Annotated in this window: 14 protein-coding genes; all 14 read right to left on the reverse strand. The window is 67.2% G+C overall.

Features of this window, described 5'->3' with window-relative positions; all coding sequences use genetic code 11:
- Positions 1 to 6: 6 nt before the first annotated feature.
- The 14 genes from AAHB16_RS19965 to AAHB16_RS20030 all read right to left on the reverse strand — a co-directional run bounded on the left by AAHB16_RS19965 (position 7) and on the right by AAHB16_RS20030 (position 17,645).
- Positions 7 to 507 (reverse strand): type IV pilin protein, encoded by a 501-nt coding sequence (locus AAHB16_RS19965; protein ID WP_342051812.1) that lies wholly within the window; start codon positions 505 to 507, stop codon positions 7 to 9.
- Entirely contained in the window at positions 504 to 2,513 is a 2,010-nt protein-coding gene (locus tag AAHB16_RS19970) for a hypothetical protein (protein WP_342051813.1), read from the reverse strand. Before AAHB16_RS19970 ends, AAHB16_RS19965 begins: the two co-directional genes overlap by 4 nt.
- Positions 2,510 to 3,070 (reverse strand): pilus assembly PilX family protein, encoded by a 561-nt coding sequence (locus tag AAHB16_RS19975; protein ID WP_342051814.1) that lies wholly within the window; start codon positions 3,068 to 3,070, stop codon positions 2,510 to 2,512. The genes AAHB16_RS19970 and AAHB16_RS19975 overlap by 4 nt, the downstream gene beginning before the upstream one ends.
- The gene (locus AAHB16_RS19980) at positions 3,064 to 4,023 is read right to left on the reverse strand and encodes a PilW family protein (RefSeq protein WP_342051815.1); all 960 of its coding nucleotides are present in this window, start codon (positions 4,021 to 4,023) and stop codon (positions 3,064 to 3,066) included. Before AAHB16_RS19980 ends, AAHB16_RS19975 begins: the two co-directional genes overlap by 7 nt.
- An 11-nt stretch (positions 4,024 to 4,034) precedes the next feature.
- Complete coding sequence (locus tag AAHB16_RS19985) at positions 4,035 to 4,364, reverse strand: hypothetical protein (protein WP_342051816.1); 330 nt, start codon at positions 4,362 to 4,364, stop codon at positions 4,035 to 4,037.
- A gap of 224 nt (positions 4,365 to 4,588) precedes the next feature.
- A complete protein-coding gene (locus tag AAHB16_RS19990) occupies positions 4,589 to 5,044 on the reverse strand; it encodes a type IV pilin protein (protein WP_150373864.1) in 456 nt (151 codons plus the stop codon).
- A gap of 31 nt (positions 5,045 to 5,075) precedes the next feature.
- Entirely contained in the window at positions 5,076 to 9,824 is a 4,749-nt protein-coding gene (locus AAHB16_RS19995) for a pilus assembly protein (protein WP_342051817.1), read from the reverse strand.
- A 49-nt stretch (positions 9,825 to 9,873) separates the two neighbouring features.
- A complete protein-coding gene (locus AAHB16_RS20000) occupies positions 9,874 to 10,473 on the reverse strand; it encodes a pilus assembly PilX family protein (RefSeq protein WP_342051818.1) in 600 nt (199 codons plus the stop codon).
- A gap of 2 nt (positions 10,474 to 10,475) precedes the next feature.
- On the reverse strand, positions 10,476 to 11,315 hold the full coding sequence (locus AAHB16_RS20005) for a PilW family protein (RefSeq protein WP_342051819.1): 840 nt from the start codon (positions 11,313 to 11,315) through the stop codon (positions 10,476 to 10,478).
- Positions 11,312 to 11,896: a type IV pilus modification protein PilV gene (gene pilV, locus AAHB16_RS20010; RefSeq protein ID WP_150372562.1), complete on the reverse strand. Its 585-nt coding sequence runs from the start codon at positions 11,894 to 11,896 to the stop codon at positions 11,312 to 11,314. The genes AAHB16_RS20005 and pilV overlap by 4 nt, the downstream gene beginning before the upstream one ends.
- Before the next feature lie 4 nt (positions 11,897 to 11,900).
- Positions 11,901 to 12,530: a GspH/FimT family pseudopilin gene (locus AAHB16_RS20015; RefSeq protein ID WP_150372561.1), complete on the reverse strand. Its 630-nt coding sequence runs from the start codon at positions 12,528 to 12,530 to the stop codon at positions 11,901 to 11,903.
- A gap of 254 nt (positions 12,531 to 12,784) precedes the next feature.
- Positions 12,785 to 13,306 carry a GspH/FimT family pseudopilin gene (locus AAHB16_RS20020; RefSeq protein WP_342051820.1) on the reverse strand — a complete coding sequence of 174 codons (522 nt, stop codon included), beginning with the start codon at positions 13,304 to 13,306 and terminating at the stop codon, positions 12,785 to 12,787.
- On the reverse strand, positions 13,303 to 13,746 hold the full coding sequence (locus tag AAHB16_RS20025) for a type IV pilin protein (RefSeq protein WP_342051821.1): 444 nt from the start codon (positions 13,744 to 13,746) through the stop codon (positions 13,303 to 13,305). The genes AAHB16_RS20020 and AAHB16_RS20025 overlap by 4 nt, the downstream gene beginning before the upstream one ends.
- An 11-nt stretch (positions 13,747 to 13,757) precedes the next feature.
- Entirely contained in the window at positions 13,758 to 17,645 is a 3,888-nt protein-coding gene (locus AAHB16_RS20030) for a pilus assembly protein (RefSeq protein ID WP_342051822.1), read from the reverse strand.
- Positions 17,646 to 17,682 lie beyond the last annotated feature (37 nt).

Genomic DNA, 17,682 nt, shown 5'->3' on the forward strand with positions numbered 1-17,682 from the left:
CGTCCGTCAGCATCCGCGGGGGAGCGGAACGGGCGCGCCACTTGCGCCGGGCAGCGACAGCCACGCGCCATGACTGCGCAATACGAGCGTGCCGCAGCGCGGGTCGGGGGTCACGGGCGTCGCGCGCAATTCCACGCACTGGCTGAGCGGCAGGTCTTCGCATGGCATGGCGGCAATCCAGTGATGCGCGACACCCGGCGCGGCCGGTACGGGCCGTGGCCACGCGCCAGCCGGCAGCGACTCGTCGTGCGTGGCCGCAAAGCTCGCGTGCGTCAATGCATGGCGTTCGAGGGCGAGCATCGACGCCGCGAGCGCGGCGCGCGCTTCCACACGGAGCGCGCGTGCGCGATGCTGTTGCCACGCGGGAAGCGCGAGTGCCGTCAGTACCGTGCCGATGGCCAGTACGACGAGCACCTCGGCGAGCCCGAGGCCGCGGCGTCGCGCGGGGATGTGCGTCATGGCGTGCGTCATGGTGTGCGTCATGGTGTGCGTCATGGTGAGGGTCATGGCGAACTGCGGGTCAATTCGCGCCAGCCCAGGCGGCCACGCCGGCGGACGTGTTGCAGCGGCTGTTGCAGATGGGCATCGTCCTTGCCGACCGTCCACAGCGCGACGGACTCCATATCGCGCCGCTGTATGCCCGGCGCGGTCTCGCCATCGGTGTGGACGGGCGTGATCGTGACCACGGGTTCCGTCCTCGCCGCCGGCAGGCCCGTGACGACGGGCGAGATGCCACGCATCGCATCGACCAGATAGCTGCGCCGCCCGCCGTCCGCGGACACGGTGGTGAACGCGAGATGCGCGTGGCCGGCTGGCAGCCATCGCTCGAAGCGCTCGCCCGCATGGGGCAGCACGAAGGTCCAGCCGTGATCGGTGGCGCCATCGGCGCGCAGCGTGACGCCACCGGCGTCGCCGTGCTGGCGTCGCGCGCGGATGACGGCGCGGGCCGCGGTGGCGCGCGCCGTGGCGGCGTGCGGGGCGGGCGTGGCGGGTACCACGGCGACTTCGCTGCCGCTGCCCACGGCCACCAGCGGGACGATCACGCCGGGCAGGATCAGCGGGGCTTCGGCGCGCCGGCTGGCGCCGCCGCGCAGTTTCAGTACGCAGACGGGGGGTGGCGACGGACCTGTCGCGGCGTCCCACGGGAACGGAAAGCGCCATAGCTGGCCGGCATCGTCGATGGCGTGGATCGAGCGCGCGAGGCCGCGGGCATCGGCGAGGACTGACGCGGCCAGCAGGCGGCCGGCACGCTGCGTGCCATCGCATCCATGCGAGGGCAGCAGCATCTGACGGATTTCGCGCGACGGCGTGGCGTCGAGCGGGATCAGCGCGATGCCCGTACGGTCCGCGTGCGCGACGATGGCCACGGCGTGCCAGCGACGGGTGCCGTGCTCGATGGACGCGGCGGCGCGCAGGGGGCCGCTGCCGGTCACAGGCAGCGTGTCGGTTGCCGCGAGTTCCCAGATCAGGGATAGCGGGCGGTGTGCGTCGGGGGTGGTGATATCGAGGGCGAAGATTGCGGGGGTGGGGCGGTGGCGGACGTGGGTGCGCCGGTCGTGCATCTCGTTGTGCATCCCAACGTTCACGGGGGCGTGCGTGATAGCGGCGATCGAATCGTCCATCGGGCGGTCCATCGGGTGGTCCATCGGGTAGTCGATCGGGTGGTCCGTCGGGTGGCTCATCGGGTGATCAGCATGCGCCGCGGTGTCCGGGAGGCCGTCCTCCCCGCGATCCCGATCGTCGATCGCCGGCACCCCACACAGCAGCAACGTCCGCCACGCACCCCGCAGATCGGCATCGATCGTATCGGGACGCGGGCACGGCACGCGCAGGGGTGGCAAAGGTCCGGCCCCGGCAAGCGCGCCGGCTTGCGACAGCAACGCGCGTGGCATGAACGCGGCGATCTCGTGGCCCGTTATCGCATCGAAGCCATGCACGACACCCGCGCGCGTGCCGAGCCAAACCGTATGCGGCCGCCGCGCATGGGCGATGCGAAAGCTATCGTGCCCCGGCATCAGCGGCTGCCAGATCGGCGGCGCCACCACGCGCACGTGCGCCTCGCCCGCATGGCCGAGCCGCGTATCGCGGGGCCGCATGTCAGGCATGCCGAATCGACCCCGAAGCCAGCCGATCCGGTCCTTGCCCTCGCGTGCGGACACGCCGCCGGCGAGGCGATCGCGGGCGTCGTCATCGAGGGCATCCCAGTGCAGCGCGGCCATCCGTGCGCCGCCGACATACAGATGCCGCGAGGCCGGATCTCGCCGATCGAGCAGATGGCCCGCTTCCCATTGCGACATGACCGGCGCGAGGCCGCCATCGAGCGTGGACGTATGAAACGTGACCGCATGCAGCCGCCCCGTCCATGGATAGCCAGCGCGTTCGATGCGATAGTGCCTGGGCAGATGACCGGCCGGCGAGCCATGGCAGGCAGGTATTGCCCACACGACGATCGCCAGCACGATGGGCGCCATCATGGCCACCACGCGCGTCAGACGGCCGCGTCGCGCGCTCATGGCTGAAACTCCGACTGCACCAGCGCCCGCACGCGCGGATCGCGCCCGAAACCGAGCGCGGTCACGCGAAAGCGCGGCCGATGGCCTGGCATGCCGTCACCGATCGGCTCGAGCACGTAGCACGGTAGTGTCGCTGCGCCCGCGACGCCATCGGGCAGCTCGGGCATGCGCGCGCCCGTGAACGTGCCGAACGTGGCGGCCTCGGCCAGCGGCTGTCCATCGAGCCAGCGCCACCAGACGGGCGGCATATCCCGGCCGGGCACACAGAGGCCTCGCCCCGCGCCTTCGGCGCAGGTCCCCGCATCGGGCCATCGCAGCAGCCTTCCACCGGCTTGCGCCAGCGCCGCAAGCACATCCGCTTCCGCATCGAGCAATGCGACCTCGGCCGCGTGCATTGCAATCTCGCGATCGATATGCCGGCTGGCAAGGAGTTGTCCCACACGCAGCAGATGCATGGCCGCAAAGCACGACGACGCCGTCAGCATCAGCAGCAGCGACACGAAGGCCAGCGTGCCGATACCCCCGCCGCGACGTGGCCGTTCGCATCCCTTCAGCACGATGCCTCCCGGCAGGACGACGGATGGCGCAGGCGCACCGTCGTCGTGAGCACCTTGCGGCGCCGGTCGAGGTCGCGTGTGGGCGTAAAGCGGTCATCGGGCGAAGGGGTGCTCCCGAACGCCCCGTCATCGAATAGCTGCAGCGTAGGCGCGCCGTCACCGCGCGCATGACGTTCGCCGCGCATGACGATGGCGATGCGCACCGCGCGGACCGCATGCCATGCGGCGGGACCGCGCGCCCGCACGGCTTCCGCGCGCAGAAAGTCCTCGATCTCGCCGTCGTCGTCCGCGTCGATGCCATAGCGGAACTGCATGGTCTCCACGCCGCGCACGAGGGGGCCCTGTGTATGCCGGTGGCTCGCGATACGGCCGTCGCGGCGCGCCGGATAGCGGCACATGAGTTGTGGCACGCCATCGGCCGCGCGGCCGATATAGAACACATTGTGCGCGTGGCGTTCGCCGGGCCATTCGGGATATAGCGGGTGCGTCGCGCGCGCGGGCAACGCGTAGCCCCCGCAATCGCTCATGGTGCCGTCGGGAAGCGTCGGGTCGCCGGGGCTGCCGCTGCCGGACAGGCGTACGCGCAGCGCGTCGCTGCGCGCGACGCCGGCCCGCGCGCATGTCACGTCGTCCACCGCGTCGACGAAACGCGCTCCACAGTCGTCGCGCCCGACGACCGGTGCCGGCTCGGGGGCTGCGGGGAACAGCGTGACCGACGCGGCGGCGGGCGATAGATGGCCCGAATGCCGGATGGCGTGCGCGAGCACCGTCAGCGCGCGATGCCCGCGCTCCTCGATCATTACGTGATCGACGATATCGCGGTACGCGACGCTCGCGATGCGGAACGTCACGAAGGCCACGATACTGGCGAGGAGACCGAGCGAGAGGCCGACGAGCATGCCGGCCAGCGAGAACGCGCGCGTGCGGCGCGGGAACGCGTGTGGTCGCCGCATGGCGGCCGGGCCTACGGGGCGATCCACAGCGCGACGCGCGGCAATGCCGCGGCCTGCATCGTGGGCGAGAGGGATGGGCGCGGCGGCGCGAGCGATGTGCCAACGACGAGCCGTTCCCCCGGTGCGCACGCGGCATCGGCATGCAGCGTGCCGCAGCGCGCGAGGCTTGCGCCGCGGCTGTCATGCCCCGGCCAGTGCTCCGCGGCGGCCGCGGTCACGCGCGCCAGATCGAGCACTGCGCGCTGCTGGCGCGCGGTATCGAGTCCGGTGGTGGCGAGCAGTGCCAGCGGCAATGCCGCCATCGCGACGATCGTCACCGACAGCGACGCCTCGGCGAACACGTACCCACGCATCGTGGCGTGGGGAAGGCAGCGGGGAGGGCCGCAGGGAGGGCGGCGAGAAGGAGAGAGTACGGTGCGGCGGGTATCCGGCATGACGGCCTCGATCAGCGTTCAAGGCGCCAAGCGTAGCGTCGGATACCCCGCCGAAACGTGTCGACGTGTGCCGGGAGTGTGGCAGTGTGTAAGCGACCGCCGGCGCCGTCTGAGACCTGCGTGCCGACCGCTTACCAGCAATCCTGCTGGCTGCCCGTTCCGCTACTGGTTTTCTGGTTCTTCGTATTCAGCGTGAGCGTGCCGCAAAGCGCGTCCGGCTGCTTGGGCGAAGCGCTGAGCATGACGCCCGTGTTCAGATCGCCGATTGCCGCCAGCGTGATCAGGTATGTGCTCGCCTCGCAGGTATCGCCCGATCCCGTCGTGTTATTGCCGCAGTTGGGATAGTTCAGCGTAAGGGGACTCAGGGTGTAGCTCATGTTCACCGTGTAGTACCGTTCCAGCGTCCCCATCAGCCGCAGCATCGCGCTCTTCGCCTCCGTGCGGCGCGCACGCTGCACGTATTGCTGATAGCTCGGAATCGCGATCGTCGCCAGGACGCCGATGATCATGACCGTGATCATCAGCTCCACCAGCGTAAAGCCCCGGGCGCCGCGCGGGCGCCTGATCGGCAGGGCGGTTCTCATCATGCTGTTTCTCCTTGTTGCCTCGGGCCCGCCATCAATGCAGGATCTGGCGCCATGTCAGGCGGCCACGCCGGATCGAACTGCTTTCGTTCACCTCGCTGATCCCGCCATTGGATCCGGGGCTGATCTTCTTCTCGTCCTTCGGGCCTTCGATGACGGCGGGCGCGGTGTTGATGCCGTTCCCCTGCTTGGTGCCCGTGACGGTGTCCGTCTTGTTGATCAGATCGCTGGCGTCGAACTTGCCGTCACCGTTGACGTCGAACGGCGACGTCGTGAGCGGCCCGCCCGTCAGCGAGTCGAACTCCATGAGCCAGCTCGTGCCGCCGTTCTCGCAGACATCGGTCGAAGGGATGGCCGTGGTGAAGATGAGGCGGCCCTGGCGAAGCTGCGGATTGTAGATGACGCGTTCACCCTGCGGTGCCGGGGGCGAGCCCGGCGGCACGAGATCCAGATACCAGCCCTGCTTGCCGGCGGGTGCGTACTGGAACGTGTTGTTCGTCATCAGGCGATACCAGACGCTGTTCACGAGGACTTCCTGCGTGATGGACTGGACCTGGAGGTCGGAACGCGTCACGGTGGCCTGCGACGTCTTGTTCTGATCCCACACGCCATACACGCTCTGCACCGACATATCGGTCGGATCGGCGACGTCCACGAAGCGTCCGGTGGCGACCAGCACCTGATAGCCGCCCAGCGGATGCCGGCGCACGACGGGTGCGGCCGTGATCGGCTGCGCCTTGCCGCCGGCATCGGTGGCCTTCAGCAGCTTGCGGCGCGTGCCCTGCCAGTTTGCCGGCGTGGCGTCGTCGAACGAGAAACGCCACACGTTGCCGAGCAGGTCGCCCGCGTAGACGGCATCCACCACACCGTCGCCATCGGCATCGCTGGGGTAGAGCTGGACGACGGCATTGGAAGCCGTGGTGCCCGCATCGTCGAGCGTGAGCTTGAAATAGTCGACGCCGAGGGTCCACGTCTTCTTGCCGGCCGGGCGGTCCAGCATCAGGACGAAGATCGAGCCGCGGCCCGCCGTGCTGTTGTAGCCGTTGCCGATGATGGCGGCCCACTTGCCGTTCTTGAACTGCACGATGCTCGGCTGGCCGTAGGTGTAGCCGAGATCGGGATCCGACGCGCTGGTGAATTCCCAGAGCACGGTGCTGGCCGCCGTGCCTTCCGAGATCGAATCCGGGTCCGTCACGTCGAGGGCATAGACGCCGCGTCCGCCGCCGGCGAGGCCGCCGACCAGAACGGTTCGCCAGTTGCCGTTGACGACGGCGTCCGCGACCTTCGGCGTGCCATCGACGTAGTACGCGTGCGTGTAGCCCTTCGCCGTGAGGTTGGCCAGGCGGCTGTACATCAGCGACGGGACGTAGGCGAACAGTTCCCTGCCGCCGTCGCCGGTGGGAGAGGGGTTCGCCGAGAACGCGTGGAGCATGCCGTCGTTGCCGCCCGTGTAGACCATCGGTTTGCGACTGCGGTGCGCGGCCACGAACTGTGCGTATGCGAGCGACGTGTAGCCAGCGGTCGGGCTGCCCACATATTGCGGGGCCGAGTCGATGATGTCGCCGAGCACGGTCGAGGGACGCGTGCGGAACTGCGTGGCGCCGTCGCCCTCGTTGGTCTGGTCGCCGCGCAGCCAGTCCAGCCGCTTGCTACCGAGCGTGTCCGTGGTGTTCAGCGCGGTCTTGTACGCGTCGGGCAGGCTGTTCCACCGGAATGGAATCCCGGCGCTGGTATTGTCCGCGTAGTTGAAAGTCAGGATCTTGCGCGCGTTGGCGGAAACGCCCGCGAACTTCTGGCCGGCATCCCAGAGCTCGGGCGTCTTGACCGAGCCGTCGGGGCCGAGACCGTACGCCAGCAACTGGCCCGACCAGTCCGAACCGTTGAAGCGGGCCTGGAAGATCGTGGTGTCCGTGGACAGTGTCGTCGAGTTGGTGGCGGCCGCCGCAGCCGACGAAGCCTTCAGGATCGACAGGAATGCCCGCTCCAGCGCCGCACTGAGCGCGCCCGGGTTCGTCGCATAGAAGTAGTTGTCGGGAATGCCATCGTTTCCGGGCGTGCCGTCCTGCAGGCGCACATCCCACTCCGACGCCTGGTCCGGGGCCCCCGAGCCGTTGATGTCCTTGAAGCCGCCCCATTTCGCCGCATACAGTAGCGGATCCAGGAACTCCGCCGCCGCGTTGCCGCTGGCGGAGTAGGTCACGCTCGTCGCGGCATCGCCGAGTACGCAGTTGCTGCAGCCGCCGGTCTTGTCGACCTTGGTATTCGGCGTCACGGTCACCGGTACCGGGTCGGAGTAGTTGAAGCCCAGAATGCCCGAGTGGAAGTGCGGGCCGTCCTTGTCCGTGCCGGAGATGGCGTAGCCGAAGCCCTGACCGTTTGCTGTAGAGGCCGACACCACGCGCGTGGTGACCGTGATGTTGTTGCCGCTGACGCTGTAGCTCAGAATACCCCACACGTCCTGGTCGTAGTCGCCGCCCGCGGTGGAGTCTTCCCAGTTCACGTAGAACTTGCCGTCGGTCGCCGTCTGCGAAATGACCTTGAAGTCCACCAGCGTGCCGCTGCTGGCCACCACGCCGGACGGATGCAGCTGATAGGCCGGCATGATCGTCACGGTCTTGCCGTTCACGTTCACGTTGATCTTCGGCGTCGTCGTTGCCAGCTGCACCGCGTAGGTCGAGACCTTCAGCGACGTCGTATCGCTCGTGGGGACGCCGAGCTTGCTGCCATCGCGAATGCGGTTCATATGCGCGAACAGCGCCGCGCCGGCAATCTGGAACGTGCCGAGCTGCGACGGGCCTTCTGGGCAGATACCGAGCACGTCGCTGAACTTGCCGACCTTCTTCGCCGAGCAGAGGTTGTCGATCACGCCGCCATTCACGCCGCCCGCGAACCACGACTTGCCATCGACGCCTTCGCCGGTGCCGACCTTGTCGGTGTAGGTGCTGACATTGGGCGCGCCGGCCAGACCGTTGAGGATGCCGACCTGGTCGTTGTCGTAGGACGTCACGCTCGCGTTGAACACCAGCGCGTTCATCGGCGAGCAGTAGGGCGCCTTGCTGGCGTTGTTGGCCGGCAGGTCCATCGGGTTGGCCCAGGTGGCCTGCGTGAGGCCCAGCGCGTTGTCCTTGCCGTTGCTCCTGGGCTGGAAATCGGCGTTCTGCGTCAGCCCGCCGAAGTAGCGCAGGGTCTCGATGTAGATCTCCGACATCGGATTGCCCCATGTCGAGCAATTCCCCTCGCTGGCGGGCTTGTTCTGCGCGTTGCTGCCGCCGCTCGGCACGATCGACGTCTGCTGGTAATTACAGGAATCCGCGCTGGTGTAGCCGCCATCGCTGTAGCTGTAGCCATACGGGCGCAGCTTGTCGATGTTCCAGACGATGCCCTTGACGCCGTTGGTGCCCGTGAAGACGAACGTGCCGTCGGCCTGGTTGATCTCGCTCGCGAAGTTCGTCACGTTGCGGCGCAGCACGCCGCCCGAAATGTTCTTGTCGTACGTGCCCGTCATCAGGCCGAACAGCATCTGCCCCGTTTCGCCGTACTTCTGCAGCAGGCCGTAAGGCTTGTAGCTCGTGCCGTACTGCTTGCAGTTCTCGGTGCCGATCAGGCTCGCTACGCACACCTGCACGCGTGCGTTGAACGTGCCCGTGTCCTGACCCGTGCCCAGGCCGCGCGCCGATTTCGAAGGATTCTCCGCGGACGAATTGATGCCCGACACCGCGGCGCGGTTACCGTTGGACGATCCCGATACCGCCGTGCTGCCGATATTGGGCAGGAATCCGCTCTGCGTGTTCGACGCCTCCGAAGACCAGTTGCATTGCCATTTCTCGCTGGCGCCCCACGTCGCATAGTTGCCGCGCACCACGCGGATCTGCGGCGGCTGCGTGTTGCTCTGCGAGTTGAGGTTGTTGCTGTCCTTTGGCGTGACGTTGCATAACGTCAGCCCGCCGCGGGTCAGGTTGAGCACGTTCCAGTTGTTGTAGGTCGTGTTCGTGTTGGTCGGGTTGATCACGCTCTCGCCGTAGATGGCAAGGGTGATCTGCCCCGTTCCGACGCTGGAGATCCAGCCCGTCATCGACGCGCCGGCATTGCCGCTGGTCGGCTTGAGCTGGATCTGGTCGCCCACCTGCATGTCGCTCGTGCTGCTGACCGAAACGGTGCGGACCGCCGCCGACAGCGTCATGCTCGTGGTCGAGGTCACACCCTTGACGTCGCCCGGCAGTTCCACGCTGAATGGCGTGAGCTGCGCGATGTCCGTGCCCGAGTAGTACTTGGCCCACGCATGGGCATCCATCGGCAGGAACGCGCGCTCGAGAATGGTCTGCGTGGCCGTGTCGGTGGAGCGCGTGCCGCCGTACAGGATCTTGCGCACTTCGTCGATCCGGCTCATCGACGCCCAGTTCAGGAAGTTGCCGCTCCAGGTCTTGCCGTCGCAGTACTTCGTGGTCGTCAACGCCTTGGGTACGAAGCCCTTGACGCCGCTCGCGTCGTAGTCGTAGCACTTGTACGAGTCGAAGTAACCGGCGTACTCGATGCTGTTCTTGTACGTCGAGTCGATCCCGCCGCCGTCGAGGTCCGTGTAGTCGTTGTAGGCCTTCTGGTGCAGCGAATGGTCCTTGCTCAGGTCGATCATGACCATCGGTGGCACGGCGCCGCCCGCATACAGGGGTCGCGAGGACAGGTTCAGCTGCGCGGCCGACGCGGACGCAATCGCTAGCAGGCAGGACGTGGCCAGGAGCACGCGCTGGATGCGGCTCATGACGCGGAAGGAGGTTAGCTGGGTCATAGTGCGCCCGACAGGTGGGAGGTTGCGCAAGAACGGCTCAGTGACATGATCAGAAGCGAACGACTTCCTGCACCATCACGCGGGTAGTGGTATTCGTGCCATACCCGACAGCGGTGATGCGATAGACGTAGGAGATGCATTCGGGGCACGTACCGCCGCCGTTGTTCAGGTCGGGCAGGCGCTCGATGATGTATCGCGGCTGCCGCGACACGCCGCCCCCCTTGCCGGCGCTGAGGGTCGGCATCTTCTGCTCGGTCTTCAGGGCGGTGATTTCGCCAAGTTCCACCGATCGCAGCGGGTCTTCGATGTACTGTTCCCAGCGCGGTTGCTCGCCCAGGCTGGCAGGTGTGCAGTAGCCCTTGTATGAGGGCCAGTCGCAGGTCGGGGAGGCGCCGACGGCGTTACCGGCCGGGAGCGCGCGCGCAACGCCGATATCCTGGCGCGCATCGCGCAGGGCCGACTCGGCCGCCTGTAGCGCAACGTTCTCGTCGCGCGCATTGCGCGACATCAGTTCCGCCGAGCGGCCCGACATGCTCGCGGCCACGCCGACCAGCGTCAGGATGACGAGGAACAACAGCACCATGACCAGCGAAATGCCGCGCTGGCGGCGCCGGATCGATCGCAAGGATCGCAGGGGTCGAATGCTCATGACTAGTTCAGCCGGTTGCGGATGGCCACGTAGAACGCGTAATGCTTGCGCAGCCTGCCGTCGGCGGGCTGGTTGAAGATGCTGCCGGCATCGCCGGCGGGCGCGACGTCTCCGCCCGCGTAGCCGGGACCGAAATGGTTGATGGCCGCGGCGGTCGGCGCCACGTTCGTCGTGCTTTTGCCGCGCAGGACGAACGAGATGCGCAGCGCGCGTACCTGGCTCATGTTCGCGACGCCGGGGCGCACATAGCGGTCGACGGTCTTGTCGCCATTGGTGTCCTCGCCCATCAGGAGCTGCATCGATTCGACGTTCGGGAACAGCGGCGTGCTGACGCCGTTGACCGCGCATTGCAGCCAGGGCGTGCCGTCGGGGGCCTGGACCACCGAGAACACTTCCGTCGTCAGCACGTTGGCATTGACCTCCTTGCCGGTGCAGTCGATGACGGTGCCGTCCGGCGCCGCGGCGGCCGGCGTGCTTGGCGTGGCGAACGGATCCGCGCCGGGCTGGGAGGCGCCGAAGTAGCTCAGCGTGAGCGAGTCCGAGAGGTTGACGCCATCGTCGTTGGTCGCGGAGATGCTCAGGTCGCCGGGAAACGCGTTGTTGGCGAAAATGAAATCGCTATAGCCGGCCTGGCGGGCTTCGCGCTGGATCAATTGCGAGATGGCGCGTGCGTTCTCGTGGATCTCGGAGATGTCGCCTTGCGTGGCGTTCGTGCGCTGCTGGGCGATGAACATCGAACTCGCGGCGAGCAACAGCAGCAGGCTGATGACCAGCCCGACCATGATCTCGACGAGCGTGAAGCCGCCATCGCGGCGCGGGGGGAGGCGGGGCGTCTGTCTCATGGGGTGCCGGCGGCGACGGGGAAGGGGACGAACGACGTCACGAAGCGCAGGGCGCTGCCCTGGTCTTCGTTCCACCAGATCTTGATCACGTACGGTGCGCCGGGCGCGTTGTCGCATTGATTGTCCGCCGGGCTTTCGCCATCGTCGGGCGAGCCATCCACGCATACGTAGCCCTTGCCCTGCGGCAGCGCGCTGCCGAGATCGTTGCGCCAGGTCGCATAGCTGGTGGTGGCCATCTGCGCGGGCGTGCAGCCGGCGCCGTAGCAGGCCGCGACCTGAGCCGGCGGATCCGTCGGCAGGGTCTTGAACGCTCCGAGGTCGTACGCGGCGTTGTTGCTGCGAATCTCGTCGGCGAGGTTGTACGCCATCTCCGCCGCGATGTTCCGTGCCGCCGACGTACGCGTGTCCACCAGCGTCTGCACCTGCAGCATCGCCAGTGCCAGCACGCCGAACGACAGGATGACGATCGTGACGAGCGCCTCGATCAGCGAGAAGCCGGCCGCGTTGCGCGGAGCGGGCCGCCGCGCGCGGATACGCGGGACCCTGCCGGAGCGTTGGGCATGCGAAGGGTGTCTCGACATGGCGTCAGGAGCAGGGGGTCTGCAGTTGGATATAGGGCTTGCCGCTGCCCGTCATCGAGATCGTCTGGCCCGGAAGCGCCGATCCGCTTTCACAGATCTGCCAGTTCGCGGTCGGCGAGGTCGAGGGTCCGAACGAGCGGAAGCGGATATAGGTCGGCGCGGCAAGATCGGCGGCCGTGATGACGATGCGCGCGGGCGGCGTGTTGCCGCGGCGGATCAGGTCGTCGCCATTGCCATAGGCGCCATCGTTATTGGTATCGAAGAAGATCACCCGCGGCTGCGACCAGTCGTCGGAGCAGGTATTCCCGTCCTGGCTCGGGCAGATCGTGACGGTGGCGTTGCGGCGCGCGGCTTCGCTGCGCGCGACTTCCATGTCGCTGGCGAAGCTCGAGGCTTCCGAGCGGATCTTGCTGCTATGGGTAAAGCTGCTGAGGTTCGGTAACGCGGCCATGGCGACCACGCCGAGAATGGTGACGGCGACGAGCATCTCGATCAGCGTGAAGCCGCCGATCGTGGAGGGCGCGCCATGGCTGGCGCCGCGCCCGCATGCGTGGCGCGTGAGATCGTCCCCGGCCGTGGGCTGCGCAGACGCCAGCAAGCCCACGGCCCAAAGGCAGACAGACTGACCCATCATGACTCCCGTCAAAAAAAGGTGCTGCTTTTTGCTTTTTGTTGTGCTGCGCGCGGTTATGTTTGCGATGTGTGTGAAGCCGCGATGCGCGCTCGCGTAATACGCCCTTCCCTAACCCATGGGGAAGGTCAGGGCAGATTAGACGGCTTTTTATGGCAAAAGGCTACCCCTTTCGTGGGGTAATGGCCGAATCTCACCCGGTCGCGTCGGGTTTCGTCGCGAAATTCAGACAGTCCTGTCACAAGCCGGCGGCGCGGCTATTTGCAGGCGGTGGGCTGGCTTGCCGGAATGCAGACGCGAACCTGACCCATCGCGCCGATTTCCACCAGCCGGCTCGCGCTTTCGATGCGAAAGCCAATATGCTGGCGTCCGCCCGGCGGGCCTGCCGCAACCACGCGGCCCACCGGCGAGAACGTGACGGCATTCGCGCCCGGCGTCAGGGCGGCGAGGTCGGAGGACACGCGGTCCTCCAGGAGGAGCACGGCATCGCGTCCGTTGAACTGGCCGCGAGGCGGGTCGTGCTCGACGAACACGCGCCAGCCCTCCTGCCACCCCGTGCCGAGCGGGGCGACGCTGACGTAGGTGCGCCGCGCGATCGCCGTGGTCCGCGCCATCGTCAATGCGGAGGCCAGACGCTCGGTGGTCGCGGCAACGCGATGCTCGCGGACGAAAGTCGCCGCGCTGGGGACCACCGCGGCCATCGCGATGGCGGCAATGGCCAGTGTGGTGACGAGTTCGATCAGCGTGAAGGCCCGCTGCCGGTCCATGGCCCGCGTCACCAGCACTCCCGCTTGTTCAGATACTGATTCTGCGTCCACACCAGGCGCTCGCCGGTACTGCGAAGCACGAGCGCGCCGCATGGATCGCCCGTGCCTTGCGCCGTGGCGCGAAGCTCGACGCAGTGGCCATTGAACGCGCCGCAGCCTTGTGCGGACAGTACGAATTTTCCGCCGTCCGACTTCTTCTGAAAGCCGTCCCAGAGCACGTTCGTGTTCGGCTTGTAATAGGTATTGGCGTCCGAATAGTGCTGTTCGAACTGCTGCATGGCGGAGAGCAGCGCGGCGCTTGCATCGGCGCGGCTCGCGCGGCGCGTGTGCTCGATGTATTGCGGATACGCAATCGTGCTCAGTATTCCGATGATGGCAACCACCGTCACCAGTTCGATCAGCGTGAACCCGGTTCCCGTTCCCGTTCCCGGACCCGTTTCGGTTTGCGACACGAGCGGCCTCCTCATGGCTTCGCGGCCGGCTGCCCGCGCGGGTCGGGGTGGCGAATCTCGCGCCAGCTCAGGCGGCCGGCGATCGACGCGACGCGAGTGGGAGCCGTGGGTCTGGCCTGGCCGGTCGTGCCGAGACTCAGCACCTGCTGCGTTTCGGCCTGGCGGATCTGTCCGGTGTTGTTGCGCGCGTCCACGACGGGCTCACTCGATACGGTCACCGGCGGCCCCAGAATCCCCTCCGCCGACAGGGTGCCCGACACCGTATCGCTGGGCAGCCCCGTCAATGCATTGAGCGCGTAGTTGCGGCTGCTGCCGGGCGAACTGCAGGACCTGGTGCTGGTGGTCATGGAATTGAAGTGGACGAAGCCGCCTTGCAGCGTGGCGGGTCCGACCTGGCGTTCGGCTGGCTCGATGAATTCGAACACCCACCCCGGCCTGGCGGGCGACACGTGGCCGGGCGGCGTTCCCTTGCCGAGCCATGCGACCGCGGCCCCGTTATGCGCCGGCATGGCAATCAGCGTGTTGAGCCTGCCGCGGTGCTCCACCCGGCGCTGACCATCGTCGAACACGCCATAGAACGCGTTGGAGTCGGATGCGTCCTGTCGTGCGTCCGCCAGTTCGTAATACTTGCCGGTGCCGAACAGCACCATATGGCCGCCGCCCGCATGGGCCACGCTTGGCGCCATCGTGATGGGGCGGGGCTCGCCCGCGGTGGACGTGGCGCTGAAGAATGGCGTGCCCCTGGGTTCCCCATAAGCGGGGATGGCGCCATCGCGGCCCCCATGCCACGTCGATGCGCCGCGTGTGAGATCGAACTTCCAAAGCTGCCCGAGCAGATCGCCGGCATACGCGGTCTGGGTCACGCCTGCCGCGTTGGCGACACCGGTCGGCGCGCTCAGTCCGTTCGGATGTTGAAGCGCTGCCGGGATCATGCCGCGCGGCGTGACGATCTTGTAGTAGTTCCGATCGAGCTGCCACCGTTGCCCGGCGGGCTTGTCGAGGCGAAGCAGAAACAGCACGCCCGACGCGGCCGGATTGGCGTGGCCGTCGTCCAGGTTGGCATTCAGGCCGTTACCGGCGATGACGAACCATGCCTCGATGGGGGCGCCGCGGTTATCGGTGCCGGTGCGCAGCTTCGCGATGATCGGCGCGCTCATGACGTTGCCCATGTCGGCATCGTCGCGATCGGTGAACTCCCAGAGCACGTCGGCCGTGCCGAACGCGCGCCCGCGCTGGCCGCCTTCGGGATCGGTGATATCGAGCGCATACAGGCCCTGGCCGCCGCCGCCGAGGCCGCCCGCCAGCACCGTGCGCCAGGTACTGCCGATTTCTGCATCTGCCGTCACGGGTGTCGCATCCACGAAGTTGCGGTGGGCATAGGCTGGAGAGGTCAGCTGGTTGAGGGCGGGCACCACGCTGCGCGGCACGTACGCGAACACTTCGTGCCCCGTACGCGCGGCAAAGCCATGCAGCATGCCGTCGTTCGCGGCAAGGTAGACCATTGGCGTGCGCGCCGCATAGCGGGTACGGAAGGCTTCGTAGCGCGCGCCGCCCGCGCCGGCATTGCCGGACGGGCCGCCGACATGAACCGGGCCGGCATTCACCGCGTCGCCAAGAACGTTGCGACGGCCGCGGAAGGGGCGCGCGTTGCGCGGAGTCGCGGTCTCCTGGGCGCGGTCGCCACGGACATATTCCGCGCGCTGCTCGCCGCGGCCGTCGGCGGTGCCGGTGTCAGGGTCGATGTCCAGCGATGTCTTCTGTGCCGCGTCGAGCGCTGCCCACGTGAAGGGCATGCCGCGGCCGGCGCTGTCGAGCGAGAATATGGCGCGCGAGGTGTGGGCGCGCGTGCCGAGGCGCTCACCGGCTTCCCACTGCGCGGAGGCCAGCGCGATGCCCTTGCCGGGGTCCACGCGAACGTCGTATGCCGTGAGCGTGCCATTCCACTGCGCGTCGTAGCCCGGGACGAACGCCAGCGGTGGCGGGCCGCCACGGCGAATGCTGTGGGTGCTGAGCGCCATGCCGCCGGTCCCCGCCACGCCGCTCGAGATCTGCGCAAAGATCTGCTTGAACGCATCGATCATCTTGCGCGGCTGACTGGCCAGGAACCAGTTGTATGGCAGGTTCGATCCCAGCGGCGCGGCTTCCCATTCCCTGTCGCTGGCCGCGACCGCGCCATCCGCGCCGAGCGCCTGGAAGGGATTCCCATCGGCATTGCCGCCCTCCGCGAGCTCGTTACGGAAGCCGCCGTATTTCGCGGCGAGATAGATCTGCGAGTGTCTGTGCCAGTCGTGGATGGTGCCGTCGCCGCCTTCGTTCACGTCGATGGCGTAGGTGGTCACGCGCGCCTCCTTTCGCTGGGGATGGAACGCGGAGGTATGCGCCCAGTAGGCCAGACCCGCGACGTAGTAGGACCGGCGTGACGAGCCGTGCAGGAACTTCGCGCCGAGGCTCAGGAAGTCGGCCGGCAGTGGCTTCGCATTGCCGGTCGAGGCGGGCGTGTTCGTCTCGAGTCTTCCCACCTTGTCGGTCTCGGCCATCACGTCGAGGCCCGAGTAGGGATCGACCGGGCGAGGCGCATCCCCGGTGACGCCCTCGGGTTTCGTGTTGCCGGGAACGTAGTTGTCGAAGTTGGTGTTGATGTCGCCGATGAGAATGACGTAGTTGCGCTGACAGTTGCCGAGCAACGGGTCGTCCAGCGCCTTCCAGTCGCGGTAGGCGGGAAAGCTGTCGGTAAAGTTCTGCCACCCGTCGGCGAACGCCTCCGGCGTGGGGCCGTCCGGATGCCTGTGGAGGTAGCGGAGGCTCTCGTAATACAGTTCGCCGATCGGATCGTATTGCTTGTAGCTGCCCGAAGGGTTAGTGCCAGGGGCGCCCATGCTCGCGTGCTGCGTCCGGCCGAACTTGTTCAGGTAATTGATCACGCCACTCTGGCCGTACGTCTTGTCGCCCAGCGGATTGGCTCGCAGCACACCATCCTTGTCCCATTCGGGCGCGGGGTTGCCGGTGGGCTGGAACTTGTCGTCGGTGGCGGTTGGGCCAACGTATCTCATCGGTGCGCGAAGCACGCCGCCATACCGGTTCCAGTCACTGTCGTTCAGATAGCCGAACGCGGCAAAGCGCGCCTTGCCGGCGTTGCGCTGCATCTCTCCGATCGGCTTGTAGTTGCTGCCTTGATAACGATGGCAGAGGTCGCCTCGGGAGGTCGCTTCGCCGCCGTCGCAGACCTTCACCTGCACGCGGAACGCGCGCCGCTCCGTGGCCGTGTCACTGTATTCACCAGGCCAGTAACAGTCCGCACTGGGATCGTAAGTCGGCGAAAAGAAGACATGATTGCCGCAGGATGCGATATACAGATTGCCGTGCGCGAAAGGCGTTACTTTCGACGGCTCGCTGTTCTCTCCGCTTCCATCGAGTCCCTTCAGCGGGAAGGTCCAGTGCGACGCGAAGAAGTGCGACGGCAACAGGGCCCGCTGCAGGACCGTTTCGCTGGGCGTGTCGATGACGCGATCCCCACCGGTCATGGCCATCCGAAACACGTCCATCGCGGACGCGGTGGCCCAGTTCATGAAGTTGCCGCTGAACTCGCCCTCCGTCGCAACGACGCATTCGTATGCCGCGTCCGTGTTGCCCTTGCCCACAAAGTAACCAGCCCCCTCGTCGTAGCTGTAGCAGCGGTTGGGGTTGAAGTAGCCCAGGTACGTCTCGGTTTTCCGGTAGGGCCCGCGATATGCGGCCCCGACCGTCGGGAACTCGACCGATAGCGTGAGCATCACGTTCGAATACGCACTCTCGAGCGACAGCGACAGCGGCGCCGTTGCGATGTCGATCGTGGGAGTGGGTTGTGTGGATGCCGCGAGTGCGGACGTCAGGGGCGCGGCGAGCGATGCGGCCAGCAGCATGGCGCGCGCGCGTCGTATCGTCCGTACGATGGGATCG

This window comes from Cupriavidus sp. OTU4054, assembly GCF_038440175.1.
Taxonomy (GTDB): domain Bacteria; phylum Pseudomonadota; class Gammaproteobacteria; order Burkholderiales; family Burkholderiaceae; genus Cupriavidus; species Cupriavidus pauculus_D.

Bases quoted from the DNA above. Each gene is read 5' to 3' on its own strand.
- AAHB16_RS19970 (WP_342051813.1), bottom strand. From the start codon at position 2,513: ATGAGCGCGCGACGCGGCCGTCTGACGCGCGTGGTGGCCATGATGGCG.
- AAHB16_RS20030 (WP_342051822.1), bottom strand. From the start codon at position 17,645: ATGCTGCTGGCCGCATCGCTCGCCGCGCCCCTGACGTCCGCACTCGCG.
- pilV (WP_150372562.1), bottom strand. From the start codon at position 11,896: ATGTCGAGACACCCTTCGCATGCCCAACGCTCCGGCAGGGTCCCGCGT.
- AAHB16_RS20015 (WP_150372561.1), bottom strand. From the start codon at position 12,530: ATGATGGGTCAGTCTGTCTGCCTTTGGGCCGTGGGCTTGCTGGCGTCT.
- AAHB16_RS19995 (WP_342051817.1), bottom strand. From the start codon at position 9,824: ATGACCCAGCTAACCTCCTTCCGCGTCATGAGCCGCATCCAGCGCGTG.
- AAHB16_RS19980 (WP_342051815.1), bottom strand. From the start codon at position 4,023: ATGCGGCGACCACACGCGTTCCCGCGCCGCACGCGCGCGTTCTCGCTG.
- AAHB16_RS19990 (WP_150373864.1), bottom strand. From the start codon at position 5,044: ATGATGAGAACCGCCCTGCCGATCAGGCGCCCGCGCGGCGCCCGGGGC.
- AAHB16_RS19965 (WP_342051812.1), bottom strand. From the start codon at position 507: ATGACCCTCACCATGACGCACACCATGACGCACACCATGACGCACGCC.
- AAHB16_RS20000 (WP_342051818.1), bottom strand. From the start codon at position 10,473: ATGAGCATTCGACCCCTGCGATCCTTGCGATCGATCCGGCGCCGCCAG.
- AAHB16_RS20005 (WP_342051819.1), bottom strand. From the start codon at position 11,315: ATGAGACAGACGCCCCGCCTCCCCCCGCGCCGCGATGGCGGCTTCACG.